The following is a 22,886-nucleotide window of genomic DNA, read 5'->3' on the forward strand; positions in this document are numbered from 1 at the left end:
CCGCCGAGCCGGCGAGGCCGCCCGCCGCCGCGCCCGCTGCTACACCCGCACCCGCCTCCGAGGTGCCGCCGGTCCGCCCCGGTGCGGTGCCGCCGCAGCCCACGGCCGCCCGGCAGCCGGCGGCGGCGGACCCGGTGGCGGTGCAGCCCGCCAAGCCGGTCGCGCCCCGCCCGACCGTCCGCCCGGCCGCGGCCGACGAGGCCCAGGTCGGCCCGCCCTGCCCCCGGTGCGGCACGCCCAACCGGCCCGACCGGAAGTTCTGCCGGCGGTGCGCGGAGCCGCTGACCCCCACCGAACTCGTGGCGGCCCTGCCGTGGTGGCGCACCCGCTGGCCGTTCCGGCGCCGCGTGCGCATCGGCGGCTCCGGCAGCACCCTGCGCCGGATGATCGCGCTGCTCGTGCTGGCGGCGCTGGTGGTCGCGGGGGTGCTGTTCTACCCGGCGGGGCGGAACATCTACGAGGACGTGCTGGACAAGCTCCGCGACGCCTCGGCGATCTCCCCCACCGGGGCGGCGGCGAGCGCGGAGGTCGAGGGCCATCCCGCGAAACTGACCGTCGACGGGCTGAGCAACACCTACTGGGGGGCGCCGAACGTCGGGGACTCGATCAGCTTCCCCTTCGCCCGCCCGTTCCGGCTGGTGGACGTCATCATCCACACCGGCTCCTCCACCGAGCCGCAGCAGTTCCAGCAGCAGGCCCGGCCCACCGCCCTGGACCTGCGGATGACGACCTCGGACGGCAAGGTGCACGAGCAGAAGGTGACGCTGAACGACAAGCCGGGCCCGCAGACGGTGCTGACCGGCGTCAGCGACGTCGTGAAGGTGACGATGGTCGTCCGCGCCGCCGCCGGGACGGGGCCCGGAATCCCCATCGCGCTGGCCGAGGTGGAGTTCTTCAAACGCTGAGGGCGGGCTGCGGAGGTGGGCCCGGGCGCCGGCGTGGGAGGCTACCCGGGTACCGCCGCAGCCCGCGCCCAGGAGCACCGCCATGCACCGACCCCCCGCCTTCCGTCTCGACGCCACCGCCTCCGGGCACCCGGCGGGGATCCTCGACGCCGCCGAGCGGGCCGAACGCCGGGGCATGGACCGCCTGGTGGTCGCCGAAACCGCGTACGACCCGTTCCTCCAGCTGGCCCGCGCCGCCGACCGGACCGAGCGGATCGAGCTGGCCACCGGCATCGCGGTGGCCTTCGCCCGCACCCCGATGACGCTCGCCTACCAGGCCTGGGGGCTGCACGCGGCCTCCGGCGGACGGGCCGTCATCGGGCTGGGCTCGCAGGTCAAGCCGCACATCGAGAAGCGTTTCGGGATGCCCTGGGACCGGCCGGCCGCGCGGATGCGCGAGTACGTGCACGCGGTGCGGGCGATCTGGCACAGCTGGCAGACCGGCGAACGGCTGCGCTTCCGGGGCGAGTTCTACACCCACACGATGATGACGCCGGTCTTCTCGCCCGACCCCGTCCCCGCCGGGGTGCCGAGGATCCTGCTGGCCGGCGTCGGGCCGCTGATGACCCGTACGGCCGGGGCGGTGGCCGACGGGTTCCTCAGTCACCCGTTCTCGTCGCCCGCCTACCTGGCCGAGCAGGTGCTGCCCGGTCTGACCGGGGCCCGGGCGCAGGCCGAGGCCGAGGGCGCCCCGTGGACGGCGCGGCCGTTCGAGGTCGCCGGCAGCGTGCTGACCGCCACCGGTCGGACGGAGGAGGAACTGGCGGCCAACCGGGCCGGGGTGCGGGAGCGGCTGGCGTTCTACGCCTCCACCCCGGCCTACCGTCCGGTGCTGGCCCAGCACGGGTGGGAGGGGCTCCAGGAGGAACTGCACACCCACTCGGTGCGCGGCCGCTGGGCGGAGATGGCCGCACTGATCGACGACGAGGTGTTCGACACCTTCGCGGTGTCCGGTCCGGTTGAGGACGTCGCCCGCGAGCTGACCCGCCGGTACGCGGGCCTGGTCGACCGGCTGTCCGTCAGCCTGCCGGAGGAGGCGGATCCGGAGCTGGGCCTCGACGTCCTGGCGGCCGTCCGCGCCCTCGGCTGACCCCCGCCGTACCCCTCGTCGGACCTCCGCCCGGCCCCGCCGGGCCTCTCGCCGTACCCTCGCCAGCCCCCGCTCCCCGACCGGAAACAGCCGCCGACCGAACGCGGTGGGCGGCCGATCGGGCAGGAGACGGCCAAGACCGGGCACATTCGGGCAACGGGTTCCCGGTGACGACGGCGGGCGGCAGGATCGCGCTGGCAGACCGTGACGGGCCGCCGACTTCACCCACCCCACGGTCTGTCATGTCTTGGCCACCGTCGACGACCGTGGGGGTGCCCGCTTGTCCGTGCCAGACGACCATCCTGCCGTTGACTGCCTCGCCGAGTTCGGGGCGTCCGACGACCTCGCCGACTTCGACGAGTTCCTGCGCGTCTGCGCCGAACTGACCGGCTTCGACGAGCCCGAGCTGCGCGCCACCGGCATGGCGCACGAGCACCACCGCACCGCCCTGGCCCACCGGGTCCGCGACGACCACGCCCTGGTCCACCTCTGGTACGTCGGCGCCTGGCCGGGCGAGACCCCCAGCTCCGCCCGCGCCTACGACCAGGGCCTGGCCTGGCGGACCTTCCGCGCCGACCCGCCCGGCGCCGCCGCCCCCGGCCACGGCAGCTGGGCCGAGGCACCCCGAGGGGGCGAGGAACGGTGACCGCCTGCTGGGACGTCGTCGTGGTCGGCGCCGGCTTCGCCGGAACGCTGGTCGCCCACCGCCTCGGCGCGCAGGGCCGGCGGGTCCTCGTCCTCGAAGCCGGCCGGGCCGCGCCCTCCGGGCCCGAGACCGCCGCCGCCTTCCGCGCGGCCGGCGGCGGCCCGCCCACCTCGCCCTACCCGCACCACCCCGACGCCCCGTCCCTCGACGTCACCGACCTCACCGGGCTCCCCGGCGGCGGCTTCACCGCCACCGGACACCTCCGGCAGGACGGCCCGCTGCCCTACGCCAGCGGCTACCTGCGCGCCAACGGCGGCACCGGACTGCTCTGGACCGGCCTCACCCCGCGCATGCACCCCGAGGACTTCCGCACCGGCGACCTCGGCCGAGGCCGCAACTGGCCGATCGGCTACCACGACCTGGAGCCGTACTACCGCGCCGCCGAACACGAACTCGGCGTCGCCGCCGACGCCGGGGAGCAGCGCCGCGCCGTCGGACTGCCGATCCCGGACGACTACGCCTTCCCCATGCGGGCCATCCCGGCCAGCCACCTCGACCGCCGGCTCGCCCACGCCCTCGACGGCCGGACCGTCCGCGACCCCGCCATGCCCGGCCCCGCCCGGCTCGCCGTCACCGGCACCCCGCACGCCCGCAACGGCCTGCCCACCCGGCCCGGCGACAGCTTCGGCCCGCCCTGCGCGGGCAGCGCCAGCTGCGTCCCGGTCTGCCCGACCGGCGCCAAGTACACGCCGCTGCGCACCCAGGCCCGCTGGGCGCCCTGCGTCGAACTGCGCACCGGGGCCGTGGTGGCCAGGGTGCTCGCCGACCCGGTGACCGGGCGCGCCACCGGGGTGGAGTACCTGGCCGGCGGCGCGGCCCACCGGGTGGACGCGGACCTGGTCGTCCTCGCCGCGCACGCCGTCGAGAACGCCCGGCTGCTGCTCCTGTCCGGCCTGGCCAACCGCAGCGACCAGGTGGGCCGCAACCTGATGGACCACCCGGCGCTGCTCACCTGGGGGCTCATGCCCGGCCAGGTCGGCCCCTACCGGGGGCCCGGCTCCACCAGCGGCCTGGAGGCCTTCCGCTTCGGCCCGGCCCGCGCCCGCCGGGCCCCGTTCCGGATCGAGATCGGCAACTGGGGCTGGTCCTGGGCCGGTGGCTCCCCCGAGGCGGAGACGGCCGCACTGCTGGCCGCCGGGCTGCGCGGCAAGGAGCTGCGGGCACGCCTCGGCGACCGGCTCGGCCGTCAGTTCTCGCTCCAGTTCGAACTGGAGCAGCCCGCCGACCCGGCCAACCGGGTCACCCTCGACCCGGACCGGCGCGATCCGCTCGGCCTCCCCGGCCCGGCCGTCCGCTACGACCTCGACGAGTACGTCCGTGCGGGCATGGTCTCGGCCCGGGCCGTCTCCGACCAGCTGTTCGCCCTGCTCGGCGCCGAGGACCACACCGCCTACCCGGCCGGTCCGCAGTGGCCGGGCCGCCTCGAACACCTGGGAACCGCCTACGGGTACCGGGGCGCGGGCCACGCCGGCGGCACCCACGTCATGGGCGACTCGCCCGCCACCTCCGTCGTCGACCACTGGCAGCGCTGCTGGGACCACCCCAACCTGTACGCCGTCGGGTGCGGTTCGATGCCCTCGCTCGGCACCTCCAACCCCTCGCTCACCATGGCCGCCCTCGCCCTGCGCAGCGCCGACCGGATCCACCAGGACCTGCTGGACCTGCACCACCCGGTGTCCGTCGCCGGTACCCCTTCGTCCGTCGCTCCTTCGCCCGCCACCCGTTCGCCCGCCCTTCCGGAGACACCATGACCGGCCTGCCGCTCCCGCCCGTACCGGAGCCGTACCACCTGCCCTTCCACTACGGCGCGCTGCACAACATCGGCGTCGACTACCTGGTCGAGCCCGAGCGGGCGCGCGAACTGCTCGGCAAGCGCCACCCCGGCCTGACCGCCGCCGTGTTCGACGGCGGGGCCTGCGTGTCCCTCAACTACCAGCTGTACTTCGCCCAGTACCCGAACGGCGGTGGCATCACCGAGGAGCTGGAGATCAACCTGGTCGCCCACCCGGTGTTCGCCGGGGACCGCCTCCCGGTCCTCAACTACGGCCAGTACGCCCGGGGTTACGACCAGACCAAGCTGCTCGGGATCGCCCGCCTGCACGTCCTGTGCGACAACCCGCTCGCCATCGACGCCGGGCGCCGCCTGTACGCCGAGCCCAAGCACCCCGGCTGGTTCGAGACCGCGCTGCCCTCGCTCAACGCCCCCGCCGTGCGCGAGCGCTGGTCCGTCTCCTGCCGCCGGGCCACCCTCGGGGAGGACGGGCTGCGCCGCCACGACGAGCAACTCCTCGCCCTCGACGTGAACCTGATCGGCCTCACCGCCGAATCCGTCAACAACACCCCGATCACCGGCTACGGCACCGATGACGAGGGCAAGCTGCTCGCCGGCCCGCTCAACGTCTACCACCCCTACCGCTACTACGCCCTGGACGACCGCACCGCCGACCGTGTCCGGCTCGACCTCGGCAACCCCGCGGAGGAGTCCGCCCGCGACCTCGCCCACCTGATCGCCGACGCCCCGGCCGCCGGGGTCTGGACCTACCAGTCCCCGCCGGTCGCCGCCCACAACCGCGCCTACTACGTCCGGTGACGCCCATCAGTCGAGGGCGGGTTACGGTCAGGGTCGACACCACCTGAGTGGGCGGGCGGCGGACCGTGGACGCCGTTCTCGTGTGCACCCCTGACCGCTCCTCCGCAGCCGGGGGTGTGCGCGTGAGTGTCCACTGACAAGGGTAGCCTTACCCATTGCGCAGGTGATCGGCAGTGGGGAGGGACCCTTGTTGGAATTCCGGCTGCTCGGACCGGTGGAAGTCCGGTGCAACGGGCAGTTTGTCGAGATCGGGCCACCGAAACGCCGGACCTTGCTGGCGATGCTCCTCCTCGCCAACGACGCGCTGGTCACGAACGACCGCCTCACCGACGCCCTGTGGGGCGAGCAGCCGCCCAGACACGCCAAGACCGTGATCCAGGGGCACGTCTCCCAACTCCGCCGGCTGCTGCACCCCGTGGGCCCGGTCACCATCGCCACCGCCTGTGACGGCTACCTCCTCCAGGCGCCGTCCGGCCACATCGACGGCGAGCGGTTCCGCGCCGCCGTCGCCGAAGCACGCACCGGCGACGGCGCACCGGCCGGGATCCCGGCGCTGCGCAAGGCCCTCGCGCTCTGGCGCGGCCCGGCGCTCGCCGGACTCTGCGGCACACCCCCGGTCGTCGCCGCAGCAGCGGAACTGGAGGAGGCGCGGCTCGGCGCGGTGGAGGAGCTCGGCCAGGCGCTGACCGCGGGCCGGCGCGCCGAAGAGGCCGTCGCGGTGCTGCGCGGCCCGGCGGACCGGCATCCGCTGCGCGAATCCCTGGTGGCGCTCCTGCTCGACGCCCTGCTGGCGACGAACCGGCAGGCCGAGGCCATCGAGCTCTACCACCGGACGGCCCGACTGCTCGGTGACGAACTGGGCGTCGACCCGGGCCCCGCGATGGTCGAGGCCTACGACCGGATCCTCAGCCCGCCACGCGCCGCACGCCGACGGGAGGACACGCACCGGCCCGGGGACCCCCACGGGCAGCAGGCCGCGGACCGGCAGGCCGACACCCGCAGCCAAGCGGGCGCGCACCGCCAGGAGGATGCGCACCGCCAGGCCGACGCGCACCGCGGCGCGGGACATGCGGGACAGCCGGGCGCGAACGACCTGCGGCGACCGCTCCTGCTGCCCCGCCGACCGGCCGGCTTCACCGGGCGCAAGCGTGAACTCGCCGCCCTCGACGCGGCCGTGCGGCACACCGCACACGACTCGCCCATCTGCCTGGTCACCGGGCCGGCCGGGATCGGCAAGAGCGCGCTGGTGGCCCACTGGGCCCAACAGGCCGCGGCGGACTTCCCGGACGGCGTGCTCTTCGCCCGGCTCGGCGGCTTCATCGACACCGCCCCGATCGCCGACCCCGCCTTCGTCATCCGGGACTTCCTCGGCGCGCTCGGCATCCAGCCCGACGACATCCCGCAGAACACCGCCGCAGCCGAGGCGCTCTACCGCTCGCTGCTCCGCAACCGCCGCCTCCTGGTCATCCTCGACGACGCGCTGAGCTACGACCAGGTCCGCCCGCTGCTCCCCGGCGCCCACGGCTGCGCCACCGTCGTCACCAGCCGCAACCGGCTGGAGAGCCTGGTCGCCGGCGACTGCGCCCGCCCCCTGCTGCTGGACCGGCTCGGGCCGGGGGAGGGCGAGGCACTGTTCGCCCGCATCCTCGGCCCGGACCGGGTCGGAGCGGAACCGGACGCCGCCGGGCGCCTGGTGCGGCTGTGCGACGGGCTGCCGCTGGCCCTGCGACTGGCGGCGGCCCGGCTGGCGGTGCGACCCGAGCGCTCGCTCGGCGACGCGGTCGAGGAACTCCGCGACGGGCAGCGGCGGATCTCCTTCCTCGCGGTGGACGGCATCGACTTCGCCTCCGTCCTGCGCGTCAGCGTGGACCACCTCCCGCCGGACGCGGTCGCCGTCCTCCGGCTGCTGGCCCACCACTTCGGCCCCGACATCGACGTGGCGGCGGTCGCCGCGCTGGCGGACGACAGCCCGGCCGGCAGCCGCGCGGTGCTGGAACGCCTCGTCGCCGCCAACCTGGTGGAGGAGCGGGGGCACGACCGCTACGCCCTGCACGGACTCATCCGGCTGTTCGCCCGCTCGCTCGGCCCCGCCCCCGGGGGCGACCGCCTCCTTCCGCTCCTCGACCACTACCTGTACGCCGCCCTGGCCGCCGCGAGCGCGGCGGTGGCGGGCAGCCAACCCTGCTGCCGGCTCCCGGAGGACTTCCGGACGCCGGTGTCGACGCCCGTCTTCGCCGACCGGGAGGAGGCCATGGCCTGGTACGCCAGGGAACGGCGCAACCTCGTCGCCGCCACCGCGGCGGCCGCCGCCGGCCGGCACCACCACCGGGCGTGGCGACTCGCCCTGCTGCTGTGGCCCCTGGTCGTCCAGCAGCCCGGAGCCGACTGGGAGGCTCCGCTCGGCCACGCCCTCGGCTCCGCCGTCGAACTGGCCGAGGCCGACGCGGAATCCCGCGTCAGGAGCCTGCTCGGCTGGGTCCTCGGGCAGAACGGCCGGTACGAGGAGGCCTTGCCGCACCTGCTGCGCGCACCCGACCTGGCCCGGCGCGCCGACGACACCGAGGGTGAGGCGATCGCCACCGCCAACCTGGCCCAGGCCCGGGAGGCACTCGGCGACACGAACCTGGCCGGCCTCGGCTACGAGCGGGCCGCACAGCTCGCCCGCAGGGCCGGCAGCCCGCAGACCGAGATGCTCACGACCTACTACCTGGCCCGGTACCACCTGCTGAACGAGCGCCCGGCGAAGGCGCTCACCCTCGCGCGGTGCGCGCTCGACCTCGCCCCGGAGGACCAGGTCGTGGCGCGCCGCGCGATGCTCCTGGACATCTGCGGGAGGGCCCTGTCCACCCTGGACCGCAACGGCGAGGCGTGGCACCACTTCGACCGCGCGGGCCGTCTCGCGGAACAGGACGGCTTCACCGCCGACGCCGCCGACTACTACGCGCGCGCCGCAGCGGTACGGACCTGCGGGAACGGGTAGCGGCTGCCGGCCGCGGCGCCCGGCTGGACACCGCGGCCGAGTGCCGCCGTCCGGCCCCAGACGCCGGGCCGCAGACGCTGGCCCCAGGCGCCGGCTCACCCGGGAACGGGCGGCCCGCCCGGCCCCGTGAGCGCGGCCGGTACCCGATCGGCGGGCGGGGCCTGCCCGGCGGGCGTGGCATCCGGCGCGCGGGCCCAGCGTCCGGCGAGCACGGTGCCGACCACCAGCTGGAGCTGGTGATACGCCATCAACGGCAGGACCAGCAGCCCGGCCTGGGGCCCGAAGAGCACGGTGGCCATCGGCAGGCCGCTCGCCAGGCTCTTCTGCGAGCCGCACAGCACCGCCGCGATGGTGGCCGGCCGGTCGAGCCCCAGCAGTCGTGCACCGAGCCCGGTGACCGCGAGCGCGGCGGCCAGCAGGGCGAGCAGCACCGCGAGCAGACCGAGCAGGGCGCCCGGGGTGGCCAGGCCCCAGCTGCCCTGGGCCGTCGCCGCGCTGAACGCGGTGTAGACGACGAGCAGGATCGAGCCCCGGTCCACCGGCGTCAGCACCCGTCTGTGCCGGGTGAGGAAGGCGCCGATCCACGGCCGCAGCACCTGCCCGAGCAGGAACGGCGCGAGCAACTGGGCCCCGATCCGCAGCAGCCCCTCGGCCGACAGCGCGGTGTGCACGTCCAGGAGCCAGGCCGCCAGCAGCGGCGTCAGCAGCAGCCCGGCCAGGCTGGAGTACGTCCCGGCGCAGATCGCCGCCGGGACGTCGCCCCCGGCGGCGCCGGTCAGCGCCACCGAGGACTGCACCGTCGACGGGAGCAGGCAGAGGAACAGCACCCCGGTCTGCAACTGCCCGCTGAGTGGGACGGGGGTGAGCAGCGCGGTGGCCGCCCCGAGCAGCGGGAAGAGGCCGAAGGTGGCGGCGAGCACCAGCCCGTGCAGCCGCAGGTGGCGCAGCCCGGCCAGCGTCTCGCGGGCGGAGAGCCGGGCGCCGTAGAGGAAGAACAGCAGCGCCACCGCCAGGTTGCAGGCCACTGCCGCCACCCGCGCCGATCCCCCGGTGGCCGGAAACAGGGCGGCCAGGCCGACCGCCCCGGCGAGCGCGGCCAGGTACGGGTCGAGCCGGCGCGGCCACAGCCCGCGCCACCGGCCCCGGCGGGCGGTGTCGTCGGTCATCGGCCACCCCCGATCGCCGCCCCGCCCGGGCCGGACCCGAGCAGGCCGCCCACCAGGGACCCGGCGCCGTCGTGGTCGCTGCCCGCCGAGCCGCTGCCGTTCTGGACGTTGGCGGTGCGATCGATCTCCACCCAGGAGTCGGCGTTGGAGTTGTCGACGAGCGTGATCAGCCCCCCGCCCGCCGCCGCAGGCGCCGCCGCGCCGGCGAGCAGGCCGCACGCCCCGGCCAGCCCCAGCGCGGTGGCCCGCAGGACGGCGGCCGCCGGGGGCGGGGCGGGACCGCGCAGCCCGGCCATCACGCCGTCACCCCCGCGAACGGGCGGGAGCGCGCGATGTTCCGCTCCAGCAGTTCGGTGGACTCCCGCACGCCGATCTGCCGGCTCTCCCCGGCGTCGGCCGGCAGCCGCCCGTCGGCCACCTTCAGCCCGGCCAGCGCCTCGTCCATCGCCCGGTGGGCCGCGAACAGGCAGGGCGTGCTGTAGATGGCGACGTCCACCCCCAGCTCGGTCAGCTCGGAGAGCGACAGCCGGGGGGACTTGCCGCCGGCGATCTGGTTGAACAGCAGCGGCTTGTCGCCGACGACCCCCCGGATCCGCCGGATCCAGTCCTCGCTGCGCACCCCGTCGACCAGCACCACGTCGGCGTCGGTGGCGGCGAGGGCCCGGGCGCGGCGCAGGATGTCCTCCTCCTCGGTGGCGTCGGTGCGGGCGACCACCAGGAGGTCCGTCCGGTTGGCGAGGACGAGGTCCAGCTTCTCCAGGTACTCCTCCAGCGGGAGGACCTGTTTGCCGTCGGCGTGGCCGCAGCGGCGCGGCCGTTTCTGGTCCTCCAGGATGACGCCGGAAGCGCCGATGCGTTCGAGCCTGCGCACGACGTGGCAGGCGACCTCGGGATCGACGTAGCCGTCGTCGATGTCGACCAGGAGATGGTGCCGGGGGAAGGCGCCGCGCAACCGTTCGACGAAGCCGACCATGTCCGGCCAGGCGATGAATCCGATGTCGGGCAGGCCGTAGTAGGAGGCGGCGAAGCCGAATCCGGAGACGAACATGCCGTTGTAGTGCTCGGCCGCGATGGAGGCCGAGTACATGTCGTAGACGCCGATGAGGGGCGTGGCTCCCGGGCTCGCGATCTCCTCGCGGAGCCGCTGCCCGTGGCCCGACGCCGTGGTTCCGTGGAACATGGCCTTCTCCTCACTCGCGGTGGCTTTGCCTGAACTTGGTCTTCCCTAGACCAAACTGAGGTGCCATCACTATGTGGCCTTTAACGTTCCGTGGGCAAATCTTTAAGAGAGATTCACTCATTCGAGTGAGGCGCGGAATTGAATATATGTCAGACATATGAAAAGGGCGGTGGCGTGGAAGATCCACGCCACCGCCCTGATCCGGTCGGCCCGGTCGCCGGAGAATCCCGCGACCTCGGCGATGAGCACGTAGCCGTAGCCGTGGCGGGGGGAGTTGCGGGCGCGCGTCGGCGCGCCGGTGCGTCAGGACGCCGGAACGGGGCGGACGGCGCGGCGCTCGCGCAGCGTCCGGAGCACCCGGCGGGTCGCCCGGGTGGCGACCGGCGGCAGCAGGTCCAGCGCCAGCCGGCGCGAGGTGGACTGCTGGACGGGGGCCTTGACCTGGTAGTTGAGCCGCAGCACCGGCTCCCCGGCGATGGTGTCGTCGTCCACCGTGTAGCCCTCGGCCCGCCAGTCGCGGGCGAGCAGGACCTGCCGGACCGCCGCGGCGTCGCCCCAGGTGCCGTAGAACTTCATCGGGGTGAGCAGCACCGGCCGCAGGCCGCCGGTGAAGACCGCCTCCCAGACCGCCGCCGACACGCCGGGGGTGTGCTCCGAGCGGTAGTCGTCCAGCGCCACGACGCCGTTGTCGGCGAGCGCCGCCCTGGTCACCGCGATGTCCCCGGCGACGTGCTCGTACAGGTGGGAGGCGTCGACGTGGACGAACCGGCAGCTCCCGGCCGGGATCCGGCCGTCGGCCAGCACCGAGGTGGGCGCCTGCACGATCTCCGGCAACTCGCCGTGGAAGGCGAGGTAGTTGGCCTCGAAGGCGCTCCGGGTGAGGGTCTTGCGGTAGGACATCGCCATCTCGGCGGCGTTGTCCGCGTCGCCCGCCTCGGAGTCGAACAGGTCGCAGACGGTCAGCCGTTCGCCGGTCTGGAGGTGGTCGCCGAGCAGGACGGCGCTGCGGCCGAGGTAGCTGCCGAGTTCGAGGATGTCGCCGGTGGCGCCCGCCGTGGTCTGGGCCGCCAGCAGGTGGCCGAAGGCCGCCCGGTCGAGACGGAAGAACCAGCCGGGGATGTCGTCCCGGGTCAGTGGCGCGGGGCGGGTGGCTGTGGTCTCGGCGGTGGGCACGGCGGCCTCCAGGAGGGCGGGCGGGGCGCGGTGGCGGGTTCACGCCGCGGAGGGGATGCCGTGGACGTGAGGCCGATCATCATAGCGACGCGGAGGCCGACCGGGAGCCGGTTCGCAACGGTGCGATTTCGCGCGTTCGCGCTGCTGTGCGAACGCGCGCGCCGGGTCGCGTCCCCGGCCTCACGGGTCAGTGCGCCTGGCCGTCCAGCTCGGTGATGGTCTCCGTCAGCCAGGCCCGCTCGGCCGCCGTGGATGCCCGGGCGACCAGCAGCATGCCGCGCCGGAAGGGGTTCGGCTCCAGCTCGGCGGTGACCGCGCGGCCCTCGCCGTCGTGGAAGAAGCTGCTCGGCTCGTCCAGGAACGCCAGCCGGCGCCGGAGCACGGTGGCCTGCGCGGGCGGGTCGGCCAGGTGGTGCAGGAAGGCGGCGTGCGCGAAGAAGCGGATCTGGTCCGTGATCTCGGCCTGCTCCGGGTCGGCCAGCCGGCGCCGCAGCTCGGCCCGGCCCTCCTCGGTGAGCTCCAGCGTCTGGCGCGGTGCGGCCCCGGTGCCCGGTTCGGCGCGGCGGCGCAGCAGTCCGGCCTTTTCCAGCCTGGCGATGGCGGGGTAGAGCGCGCCGTCGCTGACCGGTCGGACGTGGCCGGTGAGGCCGGTGATCCGGGACTTGAGCTGGTAGCCGTGCAGCGGCTGGTCGTACAGGAAGCCGAGGATCGCGAGGGTCAGCACGGTCGAAGCCCTTTCGTCGGAGTGCGCCCTGTGGCGCGCCCCATGTTACCTCTTGTCGATGTGCCTCGATACGAGGTATCTCTATTCGAGGTGAGCCACCGACAGGCGGTGGCGGAACGGGGAGGAAGCATGCACGGGCGTCCGTCGCGACGACTGGCCGCACTGGCCGGACCGGTCTACGTCGAACTGCTGTCCAACGTGATCGCCTCGGTGATCGGCACCTTCTGGGTGGCGGGCCTCGGCGGGGCGGCCGTCGCCGCCGTCACCCTGGCCGGCACCGTGGAGAACCTGCTGCTCGGGCTCGTCCTGGTGGTCGGCTCCGGCACCAGCGTGCGGCTCTCCCGCGCGCTCGGCGCCGGCGACCGCGACGACGCCGCCCGCACCGCCCGCGCGGCCTGGCGGCTCTGCGCGGTGGGCAGCCTCGCGCTCGCCGTCCCCGGCTTCCTGCTGCGCGACCGCCTGGCCGGCGCCTTCCTGGACGGCGCCGCCGCCGCCCTCGCCGCCGACTACTTCACCGTCGCCTTCCCGGCGTTCGCCCTGTTCTCCGGCCAGCGTGTCGCCGACGAACTGTTCAAGGGCGCGGGCGACACCCGCACCCCGATGCGGATGGCCCTGCTGTCGAACGCGCTGCTGCTCGCCCTCGACCCGCTGCTCGTCCTCGGCGCCGGCCCGGTGCCCGCGCTCGGGGTGGCGGGCGCCGCGCTGGCCCTGGCCGGCTCGCGGGCGGTCGCCCTCGCCGTCACCCTGCGGTTGCGGCCGCGGCTGCCCGCACCCCCCGGGGGAACCGGCGCGGCGGCTGGCCGGATCGTCCGCGCGGGAGCGCCGTTCGGCCTGGACTTCACCGCCCGGATGGCCGTCGGCACGGCCCAACTCGCCCTGGTCGCAGGCTTCGGCGTCGCGGCGGTGGCCGGGTACGGCATCGGCTACCGGGCCTTGCTGGTCGTCACCATGGCGTTCTACGCGCTCCGGCAAGCCGCCGCGATCGAGGCCGCCCGCCTCTGCGGCGCGGGCCGTGCCACCGAGTTGGGCGCGCTGCACCGCGCCACCGGACGCCTCGCCGCGCTCCTCGGTGCCGTCGCGGCGGTGCTGTCCGCGACGCTCGCCGCCCCGCTGACCGCGCTGTTCACCGACGACCCGGCGGTGGCCGGGCAGTCCGTCGGCTTCCTGCGGATGGCGGCGTTCTACCTGCTCCCGTACGCGCTGGTGGTCGCCCTCGGCGGGGTGCACCAGGCGGCGGGCGCCGGTCGGCCGCTGGTGCTCTCCGTGCTGCTCGGACTGGGCGCCCAACTCGCCGCCTCCGCGGCCCTGTCGGGGCCGCTCGGGGTGACGGGGGTGTGGGTGGGGCCGGCCGTGGGCGCGGCCGTGCAGCTCGGCCTGCTGCTGCTCCTGGCCCGGCGCCGGGCCAGGCGGCCCGCGCCGTTGGCGGACCAGGGCGACCGGGCCCTGGAGCCGGTCGGATGATCGCCTCCGGTCGCCCGACTGTGCCACAGTGGAGCCCATGGGACCGACACTCGACGGGCGGCCGCTGCCGTCCCCGCACGCGGACGAACGCGCCATGCTGGAAGGCTGGTTGGAGTTCCACCGGGCGACTCTCGTGCAGAAGGTCGCCGGGCTCGACGACCAGCAGGTCCGGCTGGCGGCCGTCCCGCCGTCGACGATGACGCTGCTCGGCCTGGTCCAGCACCTCGCCGAGGTCGAACGCACCTGGTACCAGCGGGTGCTGGCCGGCCGGGAGGCGCCGCCGCTGTACGGCGCGGACGGCGAGGGCGGCTACGCGCTCACCCCGGAGCGGGGGATGCCCGAGGCGCTGGCCGACTGGCGGGCGGAGGTCGAGCAGGGCCGCGAACTGACCGCCGCGGCGGCGCTGGAGGACACCGGACGCCTCTCCGAGCGGGCGGCGGCCGTGTTCGGCTCGGAGACCGTCTCGCTGCGCTGGATCCTGGTGCACCTGATCGAGGAGTACGCCCGCCACAACGGCCACGCGGACCTGCTCCGGGAGAGCATCGACGGCCTCACCGGCGTGTGACGGCTCCCTGGGGGAGGGCCCCGGGGGCCGGGCCGAGGTGGGCGTCCAGGGCGGCGCGCAGCAGCGGTTCGACGTCCTCGCCACCGGTGATGAGCTGCAGGCTGCCCCAGGCGCGCAGTTGGGCCAGGCCGTGCAGGTTCGCCCACAGTGCGGCGGCCGCCGGTCCGGGATCGGTGGACTCCGGGCGGGCCTCGCCGACCAGGCGGGCGACGGTGTGGAACATCGGCAGGGTGGTCTGCCGCAGCTCGGCTCCGCTGCCCTCCAGCAGGTCGTGACGGAACATCAGCTCGAACATGCCGGGGTTGGCCGCCGCGAAGCCGAGGTAGGCGCGGGCGAGCGCGTCGAGCCGGGTGCGGGGGGCCGCGCCGGTGGTGGCGGCCAGCGCGTCGGCGCCGGCCAGGGTGTCGGTGAGCCTGCCGAACCCGTGTCGCGCGATGGCGGCGAGCAGTTCGCGGTGGGTGGGGAAGTGGCGGCGGGGGGCTCCGTGCGAGACCCCCGCCTGCCGGGCGATCTCGCGCAGGCCGAGGGCGTGGACGCCCTCCCTGGTCACCAGTTCGACGCCGGCGGCCACCAGGCGCGCGCGCAGGTCCTTCTCCTGATCGGTCATGGGCCTTGTCTACCAGGCCGCTGTAGACAGTGTCTACTCGCCTCGGCGCGGGCGCTTCGGCCAGAATCGGAGGCATGGACGAAGGCGGAGAGGCGGCCTGCTGGCTGGACCGGGTGTGCCCGGAGTGCGGGCGCCTGCGCGAGCGGCCCGGGCCGCAACCGTGCGAGAACTGCGGGGCGGGGAGCGCGGACGGCGAGGCGGAGGCCCGGCAGTCCGCGGCGAAGGCCGAGGCCGAGGCCGCGCCGGAGCAGGACGGCTGACTGCAGGTCCAGGACGGCTCGGTCCCGGCTCGGAACGGCTGAACGGCGGCCCGGAACGCCTGAACCCCGGCCCGGAACGGCTGGGCCCCGGTGCGGCCGGGCGGGCCTGACCGGGGCCCCAGGCGTACGGGGGGTTCGGGCTGCTACTGCTGCGGCGGCTGGTCGCGGAACTGGTTCTTCGCCTGCTCCTGGGCGGCGTCCACCTGGCCGCTGTACTTGCCCTGGGTGCGCTCGTCGACGGCGTCCCCCGCCTTGTCGACGGCCTTGTCGGCCTGGTCCTCGTGGCCCTTCAACAGGCCCTTGAGCTTATCCAACATGGACATCTGGTCACGCTCCTGGAAGAGACGGCCCCACCCCTCCAGGATCACCGCCTCCGCCGCCGTCCGCATCCCGCGGCCGCGCGGCGGCCTTGGCAACGTGATGCCGGTCATGTCAAATCGGGAGTTCACGGACCGCCGGAAGGAGTCGCCTTGAAGCCACGAGCCCGCCGCCCGATCTCCCTGCCCCTCCGCCCGACCAGCCCGCTCGACCAGTCCACCCCGATACCGCACCAGCAGCACCGGGCCCAGCGCCCGCGCACCGCCACCGTCCGGAGCGCGGGCGCCGCCCTGACCGTCGCCGCCCTGGCCGCCCCGCTGCTGCTGGCCGGGGCCGGCGGCGCGGCCGCCGACCCGGACCCGGCGCGCAGGGGCGAGCGGCTCGCCGCGCGCCTGGTCGAGGCCGCCGACGCCGCGAGCGCCCACGACACCCTGGCCGCGCTCCAGCGGATCGCCGACCGCAACGGCGGCACCCGGGTGGCCGGTTCGAAGGGGCACGACGAGTCCGCGCGCTACGTCTACGAGCAGGCCCGCCGGGCCGGGTTGAAGGTGTCCCGGCAGGAGTTCGAGTACACCTTCTTCGAGGCCCGCTCGGAGCGGCTGCAGGTGCTGTCCCCGCAGGCCGAGAGCATCCCGCTGATCGCCATGACGTACTCGCCCGGCGGCCCGGACGCGGGCCTGAACGCCGACCTGGCGGTCGTCCCGGTCAGCGCCGCGACCGGCTGCGCGCCCACCGACTACCCGGCCGGCGCGTTCACCGGCCGGATCGCGCTGATCCAGCGCGGCGGCTGCGGCTTCGCGGTCAAGCAGGCCGCGGCCGCGACGGCCGGCGCGGTGGGCGCGATCATCTACAACAACACCGAGGGCGACCTCAACGGCACCCTCGGGGACCCTGCGGCCGGCAGGATCCCCGTCGGCGGGATCACCCGGGCCGCCGGGGAGGCGCTGGCCGCGAAGGCCGCCGTCGGCCAGGTGCGGCTGAACCTCGACATCCGCACCTTCATGGAGCCGCGCAAGACCTGGAACGTCATCGCCGAGACCAGGGGCGGCGACCCGGCCGACACCGTGATGGTCGGGGCGCACCTGGACTCCGTCCCGGCCGGGCCCGGCATCAACGACAACGGCTCCGGGGCGGCGGGCATCCTGGAGGTCGCGCGCAACCTGACCGTCCACCCGGTGAAGAACAAGGTCAGGTTCGCCTGGTGGTCCGCCGAGGAGTTCGGCCTCAAGGGCTCGGAGGCGTACGTGAAGTCGCTCTCCGAGGCGGACCGGAAGAAGATCAGGCTCTACCTCAACTTCGACATGATCGCCTCTCCCAACTACGCGCAGTTCGTCTACGACGGCTCGGGCAGCACCGGCGGCGGCGCCGGCCCCGAGGGCTCGGCGCAGATCGAGCGGGACCTCGCCGGGTACCTGGACGGCCGGGGCCTGCCGCACGAGCCGACCGCCTTCAACGGCCGTTCCGACTACGGCCCGTTCATCGACGCGGGCATCCCGGCCGGCGGCACCGACACCGGCGCCGAGGTGGTCAAGTCGCCGGCGCAGGAGGAGCGTTACGGCGGCACGGCGGGCGTGGCCTTCGACGCCTGCTACCACAAGGCCTGCGACGGCTTGAAGAACATCGACATGGACGCCTTCGACGTCAACATCGATGTGATCGCCCATGCCGTCGGCACCTACGCCTGGGACCTCTCCTCACTGAACCGGCCCGTGCCGCCGCAGCACCCCGCCGGCCAGGCGGGTGGCGGCGGCGGTATGAGCGGGGGCCACGCCCACGAGGTGACGGCCTGACGCCCGGGTGGGCCCGCTGCCGTCCTCGGGCGGCGGGCCCACCCGCCCCACCCGCCGGCTCCGCCGTGCTCGTCCGCCATTCGGCCCCTCCTCCCGCTCGCACCCCCGGACCCCAGCCCGGGCCTCACCCCGGGCCTCGCTCCTGCCCGGCGAGGTTGCGAGCACCGTAGCCGAGGGCACTGACAATTCGGCCCCGGGCCGGGTACGGTGCCGCGCGGAGCGCATCCGCCGAGACCCGGTGGGTGCGTCGAACCCGGTCCTGACACCATGGGGCCGAGATCACGAGACCGTGACACCCTCGGAGGAGTCAGCAACATGAGCACGCACTACGACGTCGTCGTCCTCGGCGCCGGCCCCGGCGGCTACACCGCCGCCGTCCGCTCCGCTCAGCTCGGCCTGAAGACCGCCGTCATCGAGGCCAAGTACTGGGGCGGCGTCTGCCTGAACGTCGGCTGCATCCCCTCCAAGGCCCTGCTGCGCAACGCCGAGCTCGCCCACATCTTCACCAAGGAGGCCAAGACCTTCGGCATCAAGGTCGAGGGCCAGGTGACCTTCGACTTCGGCGAGGCCTTCCGCCGCAGCCGGTCGGTGGCCGACGGCCGGGTCAAGGGCGTCCACTACCTGATGAAGAAGAACGGCATCACCGAGTACGACGGCTGGGGCACCTTCGTCGACGACCACACCCTCCAGGTCGCGCTCAGCGGCGGCGGCTTCGACGTCGTCACCTTCGACCACTGCGTCATCGCCGCCGGTGCCACCACCCGGCTGCTGCCCGGCACCAGCCTGAGCGACCGGGTGGTCACCTACGAGGAACAGATCCTCACCGAGCAGCTGCCGGAGAGCATCATCATCGCGGGCGCCGGCGCGATCGGCGTCGAGTTCGCGTACGTGCTGCACAACTACGGCGTGAAGGTCACCATCGTCGAGTTCCTGGACCGCGTGGTGCCGCTGGAGGACGTCGAGGTCTCCACCGAACTGGCCAAGCAGTACCGCAAGCTCGGCATCGAGGTGCTCACCTCCACCCGGGTCGAGTCGATCGACGACAGCGACCCGAACGCCAAGGTCAAGGTCACCGTCACCAGGGACGGCCGGCAGCAGGTGCTGGAGGCCGACAAGGTGCTCCAGGCGATCGGCTTCGCGCCGCGCGTCAACGGCTACGGCCTGGAGAACGCGGGCGTCAAGCTGACCGACCGCGGCGCCATCGCGGTGGACGGCCGCGGCCGCACCAGCGCCGGGCACATCTTCGCGATCGGCGACGTGACGGCCAAGCTGATGCTCGCGCACGCCGCCGAGACGATGGCCGTGATCGCCGCCGAGACCATCGGCGGGGCGGAGACCATGGAGGTCGACTTCGCCATGATCCCGCGCGCCACCTACTGCCAGCCGCAGATCGCCTCCTTCGGCTACACCGAGGCGCAGGCCCGCGAGCTGGGCCACGACGTCAAGGTCGCCAAGTTCCCGTTCACCGCCAACGGCAAGGCGCACGGCCTCGGCCACCCGATCGGCTTCGTCAAGGTCATCAGCGACGCCAAGTACGGCGAGCTGCTCGGCGCCCACCTGATCGGCCCCGAGGTCACCGAGCTGCTGCCCGAGCTGACCCTGGCCCAGCAGTGGGACCTCACCGTCCACGAGGTCGCCCGCAACGTGCACGCCCACCCCACCCTCGGCGAGGCGGTCAAGGAGGCCATCCACGGCCTCGCCGGCCACATGATCAACATGTGACGCGCACCGTATGACGGCAGGGCCCGCCCGACCTCCCGGGCGGGCCCTGCCGCTTTCCGGCGGCCCCGGGCCCGGCTCCGATGGCGGAGGCGGCCCCGGTCCCCGGCCCCGGCTCCGACGGCGGATCAGGCCGACCCGTCCGGTGCCAGGGCGAGGTAGGTGAGCACCGCGCCGAGGGCGGACAGGGCGGCGAGGACCAGCCCGAGGACGTGCAGGGCGTCGGTGAACCCGGCGGCCAGGGCGGCCTGGTGCGCCGCGGCCACCCTGCCCTGGACGGCCTGCCCCGCGAGCTGCGCCGCCTCGTCGGCGGCGAGGCCGCTGCCGCCCAGGTGCGCGGCGGTCAGCGTGCTGAGCAGCGCGGCGGCCCCGGAGACGGCCACGGACTCCCCGGTGATCCGCATCGTGTTGAAGACGCCCGCGGCGGCCCCGGCGTGCTCGGCGGGGACGGTTCCGACGGCCGCGTCGTCCATCACCCCGAAGGCCAGCCCGACCCCGGCCCCGAACGGCAGCAGCGGCACCGCCAGCGCGAGCCACGACCCGTCGCCGCGCACCGTCACCAGCAGCAGGGAGCCCGCCGCGATCAGCGCGGAGGCCGCGGTCAGCACCGCCCGGACGGAGACGGCGGCGGCGAGGCGCCCGGCCACCAACGGCAGCAGGAGGACGGGCGCCGTCATCGGCAGCAGGAGCAGACCGCTGGTCAGGACGCTCCTGCCACCCACACCCTGGAGGTAGGCCGGGAGGTAGACCAGCAGCACGACGAACCCCAGGGTGACGGTGAACGGCTGGCACACCACGGCGAGGAACTCGGTCCTGCGGAACAGCCGGACGTCGACCATGGCGCGCCCGGCCCGGCGGACCTCCACCCCGGCGAACAGGACCAGCAGCAGCACCGCGCCCGCCAGCGGCAGCAGCGTGCCCGGCGCCGTCCAGCCGGCGGTGCCGGCCTGCACGAGCGCGTACGACAGCGCGGCGAGCCCGCCGGTGAAGCAGACCACCCCGGGCAGGTCGATCCCGGGGTGGTCCGGGTTGCGGGACTCCGGGGCCCGGGTGGCGCACAGCCACGCGGGCAGGGCCAGGACGGCGACGAGCAGGAAGACCGACCGCCAGCCGGCCGCCTCCACCAGCAGGCCGGCGGCCGGCGGCCCGATCGCCAGGCCGGTGCCGAAGGAGGTGCCGAGGATCCCGAAGGCGAGCCGTCGGCGTCTCCCGGAGGTGGACTGGGCCAGGACCGCCGCGCCCGCCGCCAGCACGGCGGCCGCCCCGCACCCCTGCACCGCCCGGGCGGCGTCGGCCACGGCCATCGACGGCGCGAGCGCCACCACCGCGGACAGCGCGCCGACCAGCGCGATCCCCGACAGCAGCACGCGCCGCCGGCCGATCCGGTCCGCGAGGCCGCCGGCCGCCAGCGGCAGCGCGGCGAAGGTGAGGTTGAAGGCGTTCAGCATCCACTGGGCGGCGCCCACCGAGGAGCCCAGCTGCGCGGTCATGCCGGGCAGCGCCACGGCGGCCCCGGTCACCGAGAACGGCAGCATCATGCTGGCGCAGCCGACTGCGGTGACGGTCGCCCAGTAACCGCCCGGACCGCCGTCCGTACGCGGTGGGGGAGCGGCCGTGCCCGCCGGGTGCTCGGTCCGGGGCGGCGCGGCGCGGCGGGCGTCTTCGGGACGGGCGTCGCCGGGACGGGCGTCGTCGAGGCGGGGGGAAGCAGTCATGGCCCCGATCGTTCGCGGGCGCCGCCGCCGGATGAAGAGAGCCCCGTTCCCTGGGTGTGACAGGGCCACCCTCCGGCCCCCGCACCCCCGGCCGGGCGCCCCATACTGGAACGCATGGCCGAACCGATCACGCTCGCCGCCAGCCTCGGCGACTACCTGCGCACCCGGCGGGCGCTGGTGTCACCCGCGCAGGCGGGGCTGCCGCCGACCGGACGCCGCCGGGTGCCCGGCCTGCGGCGCGAGGAGGTCGCCGAACTGGTCGGCCTCAGCACCGACTACTACGTCCGGCTGGAACAGGGCCGCGCCGAGCGCCCGTCCGACGAGGTGCTCGACGCGCTCGGCCGCGCCCTGCGGCTCGGCCCCGCCGAGCGCGCCCACCTGTACGACCTGGCCCGCCCGCCCCGCCGCTCGGCGGCCAGGACGGCGGGCGCCGGACGGGACGGCGACGCCCTGCGCCCCGCCCTGCGGCGGGTCGTGGAGGCGATGCCGACCACCCCCGCGCTGATCATGAACGACCGCAACGACGTCCTGGCGTGGAACCGGCTGGCCGCCGCGCTGATCGCCGACTTCCCCGAACTCCCGCCGCGCGAACGCAACCTGGCCCGACGGATCTTCCTCGACCCGGGCGCGCCGGACGTCCACCTCGACTGGGAGGACGCCGCGCGCACCACCGTCGGCATCCTGCGGATGGCCTCCGGCCGGCACCCGCACGACCCCGAACTCGTGCGCCTGATCGGCGAACTGGCACTCGGCAGCGCCGACTTCCGCCGGCTGTGGGCCGGCCACCACGTGCACGAGAAGACCCACGGCCCCAAGCGCCTGCGGCACCCCGTGGTCGGCGACGTGACGCTCGACTACGAGACCTTCCAGGCGCCCGGCGCCGCGCGCCACCTCCTGGTCGTCTACACGGCCGCCCCCGGGAGCCCGGCCGAGGAGGCGCTCACCTTCCTCGGCGGCTTCACGGCCGCCGCCCCGGGCAGGTGAGCCGGGGCCGCCCGGTACCAGCAGCGCCTCCCGGCCGGGGTGCGGCGCTGCCCGGTGGTCCAGCGGGGCGGGGAGGGCGAGGGGCACGGGGGCGGGCGCGTGGACGGGACAATGACGGGCGTGACAGACGTGACGCTGAACCTCTGGCGCCGGCCCCTCGGCGCGGTGCCGGCCGAGGTGTGGGACCGGACCGACCTGACCGTGCTCATCCTCGCCGAGACCGGCCTGACCGAACTGCCGCCCGAGGTGGGCAGGTTGCGACGGCTTCGTACCCTCGACCTCGGACACAACCGGCTCACCGGCGTGCCCGCCGAACTGGGCGAGCTGACCGGGCTCGCCGACTTCCTCTACCTGCACGACAACGCGCTGACCGCGCTGCCGGCCGCGCTCGGCCGCCTCACCGCGCTGCGCTACCTCAACCTCGGCGACAACCGGCTCACCGAACTCCCCTCCGCCATCGGCGAGATGACCGCCCTGGTCGAGCTGCGCGCCCAGCGCAACCGGCTCACCGCGCTGCCCGACCGCCTCGGCGAACTGACCTCCCTGCGTGAACTCTGGCTGTGCGGGAACGACTTGACCACCCTGCCGGACACCTTCGGCGGCCTCACCGCACTGCGCGAACTCGAACTGCGGGACAACGCGCTCGCCGAGGTCCCGCCGGTGCTCGCCGGGCTGCCGCTGCTGCGCCGGCTCGACCTGCGGGGCAACCGGATCACCGAACTGCCGCACTGGCTGGCCGAACTGCCCGCACTGGAGAAGCTGGACCTGCGGTGGAACGAGGCGCGCCCCTCGCCGCGGCTGCTCGCCGCGCTCGACGCGCGCGGCTGCGCCGTCCTGTTCTGAGCGGCCGCGGATAAAGATCACCACGGCGGTCGGTGCCCTGTTATCGTGGATCGCATGAAGCGCGCTGCACT

The 22,886-nt window shown here is 74.9% G+C and carries 21 protein-coding genes; 13 read left to right on the forward strand and 8 right to left on the reverse strand.

Going from position 1 to position 22,886, the window contains the following annotated elements; all coding sequences use genetic code 11:
• The 6 genes from ACFWPI_RS33050 to ACFWPI_RS33075 all read left to right on the forward strand — a co-directional run.
• Positions 1-905, forward strand: a 905-nt coding sequence (locus tag ACFWPI_RS33050; RefSeq protein ID WP_380425214.1) for an NADase-type glycan-binding domain-containing protein, incomplete at its 5' end; no start/stop codon positions are given.
• A gap of 82 nt (positions 906-987) precedes the next feature.
• A complete protein-coding gene (locus tag ACFWPI_RS33055) occupies positions 988-2,034 on the forward strand; it encodes a TIGR03617 family F420-dependent LLM class oxidoreductase (RefSeq protein WP_363373142.1) in 1,047 nt (348 codons plus the stop codon).
• Positions 2,035-2,320: 286 nt separating this feature from the next.
• Positions 2,321-2,680: a hypothetical protein gene (locus ACFWPI_RS33060; RefSeq protein WP_380377694.1), complete on the forward strand. Its 360-nt coding sequence runs from the start codon at positions 2,321-2,323 to the stop codon at positions 2,678-2,680.
• Positions 2,677-4,491: a GMC family oxidoreductase gene (locus ACFWPI_RS33065; RefSeq protein ID WP_380377696.1), complete on the forward strand. Its 1,815-nt coding sequence runs from the start codon at positions 2,677-2,679 to the stop codon at positions 4,489-4,491. The genes ACFWPI_RS33060 and ACFWPI_RS33065 overlap by 4 nt, the downstream gene beginning before the upstream one ends.
• Positions 4,488-5,330, forward strand: coding sequence for a hypothetical protein (locus tag ACFWPI_RS33070; RefSeq protein ID WP_063345999.1), 843 nt, complete (start codon positions 4,488-4,490; stop codon positions 5,328-5,330). Before ACFWPI_RS33065 ends, ACFWPI_RS33070 begins: the two co-directional genes overlap by 4 nt.
• 214 nt (positions 5,331-5,544) lie before the next feature.
• A complete protein-coding gene (locus tag ACFWPI_RS33075) occupies positions 5,545-8,310 on the forward strand; it encodes a BTAD domain-containing putative transcriptional regulator (protein ID WP_380377746.1) in 2,766 nt (921 codons plus the stop codon).
• Between the two features lie 95 nt (positions 8,311-8,405).
• Here ACFWPI_RS33075 and ACFWPI_RS33080 read toward each other — a convergent pair whose 3' ends face one another.
• From ACFWPI_RS33080 to ACFWPI_RS33100, 5 genes are all read right to left on the reverse strand, one after another.
• Entirely contained in the window at positions 8,406-9,476 is a 1,071-nt protein-coding gene (locus tag ACFWPI_RS33080; RefSeq protein WP_063345997.1) for a bile acid:sodium symporter family protein, read from the reverse strand.
• Complete coding sequence (locus ACFWPI_RS33085) at positions 9,473-9,772, reverse strand: hypothetical protein (protein WP_208869031.1); 300 nt, start codon at positions 9,770-9,772, stop codon at positions 9,473-9,475. Before ACFWPI_RS33085 ends, ACFWPI_RS33080 begins: the two co-directional genes overlap by 4 nt.
• Entirely contained in the window at positions 9,772-10,656 is an 885-nt protein-coding gene (locus tag ACFWPI_RS33090) for an oxaloacetate decarboxylase (protein ID WP_380377699.1), read from the reverse strand. Before ACFWPI_RS33090 ends, ACFWPI_RS33085 begins: the two co-directional genes overlap by 1 nt.
• 303 nt (positions 10,657-10,959) lie before the next feature.
• Complete coding sequence (locus tag ACFWPI_RS33095) at positions 10,960-11,829, reverse strand: class I SAM-dependent methyltransferase (RefSeq protein WP_063345995.1); 870 nt, start codon at positions 11,827-11,829, stop codon at positions 10,960-10,962.
• A gap of 187 nt (positions 11,830-12,016) precedes the next feature.
• The gene (locus ACFWPI_RS33100; protein ID WP_380377702.1) at positions 12,017-12,553 is read right to left on the reverse strand and encodes a PadR family transcriptional regulator; all 537 of its coding nucleotides are present in this window, start codon (positions 12,551-12,553) and stop codon (positions 12,017-12,019) included.
• A gap of 129 nt (positions 12,554-12,682) precedes the next feature.
• Between ACFWPI_RS33100 and ACFWPI_RS33105 the strand changes: the two genes are divergently transcribed.
• Entirely contained in the window at positions 12,683-14,014 is a 1,332-nt protein-coding gene (locus ACFWPI_RS33105) for an MATE family efflux transporter (protein ID WP_380377704.1), read from the forward strand.
• Positions 14,015-14,051: 37 nt separating this feature from the next.
• Positions 14,052-14,579, forward strand: a complete 528-nt coding sequence (locus tag ACFWPI_RS33110; RefSeq protein ID WP_107452797.1) for a DinB family protein — start codon at positions 14,052-14,054, stop codon at positions 14,577-14,579.
• Here the strand turns inward: ACFWPI_RS33110 and ACFWPI_RS33115 are convergent.
• Complete coding sequence (locus tag ACFWPI_RS33115) at positions 14,566-15,186, reverse strand: TetR/AcrR family transcriptional regulator (RefSeq protein WP_380377706.1); 621 nt, start codon at positions 15,184-15,186, stop codon at positions 14,566-14,568. The two genes, ACFWPI_RS33110 and ACFWPI_RS33115, sit on opposite strands and share 14 nt — an antisense overlap.
• Before the next feature lie 74 nt (positions 15,187-15,260).
• Here ACFWPI_RS33115 and ACFWPI_RS33120 point away from each other — a divergent pair, with 74 nt between their 5' ends.
• Positions 15,261-15,446 carry a hypothetical protein gene (locus ACFWPI_RS33120; protein ID WP_380377709.1) on the forward strand — a complete coding sequence of 62 codons (186 nt, stop codon included), beginning with the start codon at positions 15,261-15,263 and terminating at the stop codon, positions 15,444-15,446.
• Between the two features lie 143 nt (positions 15,447-15,589).
• On the opposite strand, the gene ACFWPI_RS33125 is transcribed toward ACFWPI_RS33120, so the two are convergent.
• Positions 15,590-15,769: an antitoxin gene (locus ACFWPI_RS33125; protein ID WP_380377710.1), complete on the reverse strand. Its 180-nt coding sequence runs from the start codon at positions 15,767-15,769 to the stop codon at positions 15,590-15,592.
• A gap of 285 nt (positions 15,770-16,054) precedes the next feature.
• Here ACFWPI_RS33125 and ACFWPI_RS33130 point away from each other — a divergent pair, with 285 nt between their 5' ends.
• Together ACFWPI_RS33130 and lpdA are read left to right on the forward strand one after the other, a co-directional pair.
• Positions 16,055-17,554 (forward strand): M28 family peptidase, encoded by a 1,500-nt coding sequence (locus ACFWPI_RS33130; protein WP_380377748.1) that lies wholly within the window; start codon positions 16,055-16,057, stop codon positions 17,552-17,554.
• A gap of 315 nt (positions 17,555-17,869) precedes the next feature.
• A complete protein-coding gene (gene lpdA / locus ACFWPI_RS33135; protein WP_380377712.1) occupies positions 17,870-19,276 on the forward strand; it encodes a dihydrolipoyl dehydrogenase in 1,407 nt (468 codons plus the stop codon).
• 125 nt (positions 19,277-19,401) lie between these two features.
• Here the strand turns inward: lpdA and ACFWPI_RS33140 are convergent, their stop codons facing one another.
• Entirely contained in the window at positions 19,402-20,988 is a 1,587-nt protein-coding gene (locus ACFWPI_RS33140; RefSeq protein WP_380377714.1) for an MFS transporter, read from the reverse strand.
• Positions 20,989-21,102: 114 nt separating this feature from the next.
• Here ACFWPI_RS33140 and ACFWPI_RS33145 point away from each other — a divergent pair, with 114 nt between their 5' ends.
• Both ACFWPI_RS33145 and ACFWPI_RS33150 read left to right on the forward strand, forming a co-directional pair.
• The gene (locus tag ACFWPI_RS33145; RefSeq protein WP_380377716.1) at positions 21,103-21,972 is read left to right on the forward strand and encodes a helix-turn-helix transcriptional regulator; all 870 of its coding nucleotides are present in this window, start codon (positions 21,103-21,105) and stop codon (positions 21,970-21,972) included.
• A 120-nt stretch (positions 21,973-22,092) separates the two neighbouring features.
• Entirely contained in the window at positions 22,093-22,815 is a 723-nt protein-coding gene (locus tag ACFWPI_RS33150; protein ID WP_380377718.1) for a leucine-rich repeat domain-containing protein, read from the forward strand.
• Positions 22,816-22,886: the final 71 nt, after the last annotated feature.

The organism is Kitasatospora sp. NPDC058492 (genome assembly GCF_042720685.1).
Classification (GTDB): Bacteria; Actinomycetota; Actinomycetes; order Streptomycetales; family Streptomycetaceae; genus Kitasatospora.

What these genes read in the sequence shown, in the direction of transcription:
- ACFWPI_RS33055 (WP_363373142.1), top strand. Translation starts at nt 988, where the DNA reads ATGCACCGACCCCCCGCCTTCCGTCTCGACGCCACCGCCTCCGGGCAC.
- ACFWPI_RS33070 (WP_063345999.1), top strand. Translation starts at nt 4,488, where the DNA reads ATGACCGGCCTGCCGCTCCCGCCCGTACCGGAGCCGTACCACCTGCCC.
- ACFWPI_RS33080 (WP_063345997.1), bottom strand. Translation starts at nt 9,476, where the DNA reads ATGACCGACGACACCGCCCGCCGGGGCCGGTGGCGCGGGCTGTGGCCG.
- ACFWPI_RS33085 (WP_208869031.1), bottom strand. Translation starts at nt 9,772, where the DNA reads ATGGCCGGGCTGCGCGGTCCCGCCCCGCCCCCGGCGGCCGCCGTCCTG.
- ACFWPI_RS33090 (WP_380377699.1), bottom strand. Translation starts at nt 10,656, where the DNA reads ATGTTCCACGGAACCACGGCGTCGGGCCACGGGCAGCGGCTCCGCGAG.
- ACFWPI_RS33105 (WP_380377704.1), top strand. Translation starts at nt 12,683, where the DNA reads ATGCACGGGCGTCCGTCGCGACGACTGGCCGCACTGGCCGGACCGGTC.
- ACFWPI_RS33110 (WP_107452797.1), top strand. Translation starts at nt 14,052, where the DNA reads ATGGGACCGACACTCGACGGGCGGCCGCTGCCGTCCCCGCACGCGGAC.
- ACFWPI_RS33115 (WP_380377706.1), bottom strand. Translation starts at nt 15,186, where the DNA reads ATGACCGATCAGGAGAAGGACCTGCGCGCGCGCCTGGTGGCCGCCGGC.
- ACFWPI_RS33120 (WP_380377709.1), top strand. Translation starts at nt 15,261, where the DNA reads ATGGACGAAGGCGGAGAGGCGGCCTGCTGGCTGGACCGGGTGTGCCCG.
- ACFWPI_RS33125 (WP_380377710.1), bottom strand. Translation starts at nt 15,769, where the DNA reads ATGTCCATGTTGGATAAGCTCAAGGGCCTGTTGAAGGGCCACGAGGAC.
- lpdA (WP_380377712.1), top strand. Translation starts at nt 17,870, where the DNA reads ATGAGCACGCACTACGACGTCGTCGTCCTCGGCGCCGGCCCCGGCGGC.
- ACFWPI_RS33140 (WP_380377714.1), bottom strand. Translation starts at nt 20,988, where the DNA reads ATGACTGCTTCCCCCCGCCTCGACGACGCCCGTCCCGGCGACGCCCGT.
- ACFWPI_RS33145 (WP_380377716.1), top strand. Translation starts at nt 21,103, where the DNA reads ATGGCCGAACCGATCACGCTCGCCGCCAGCCTCGGCGACTACCTGCGC.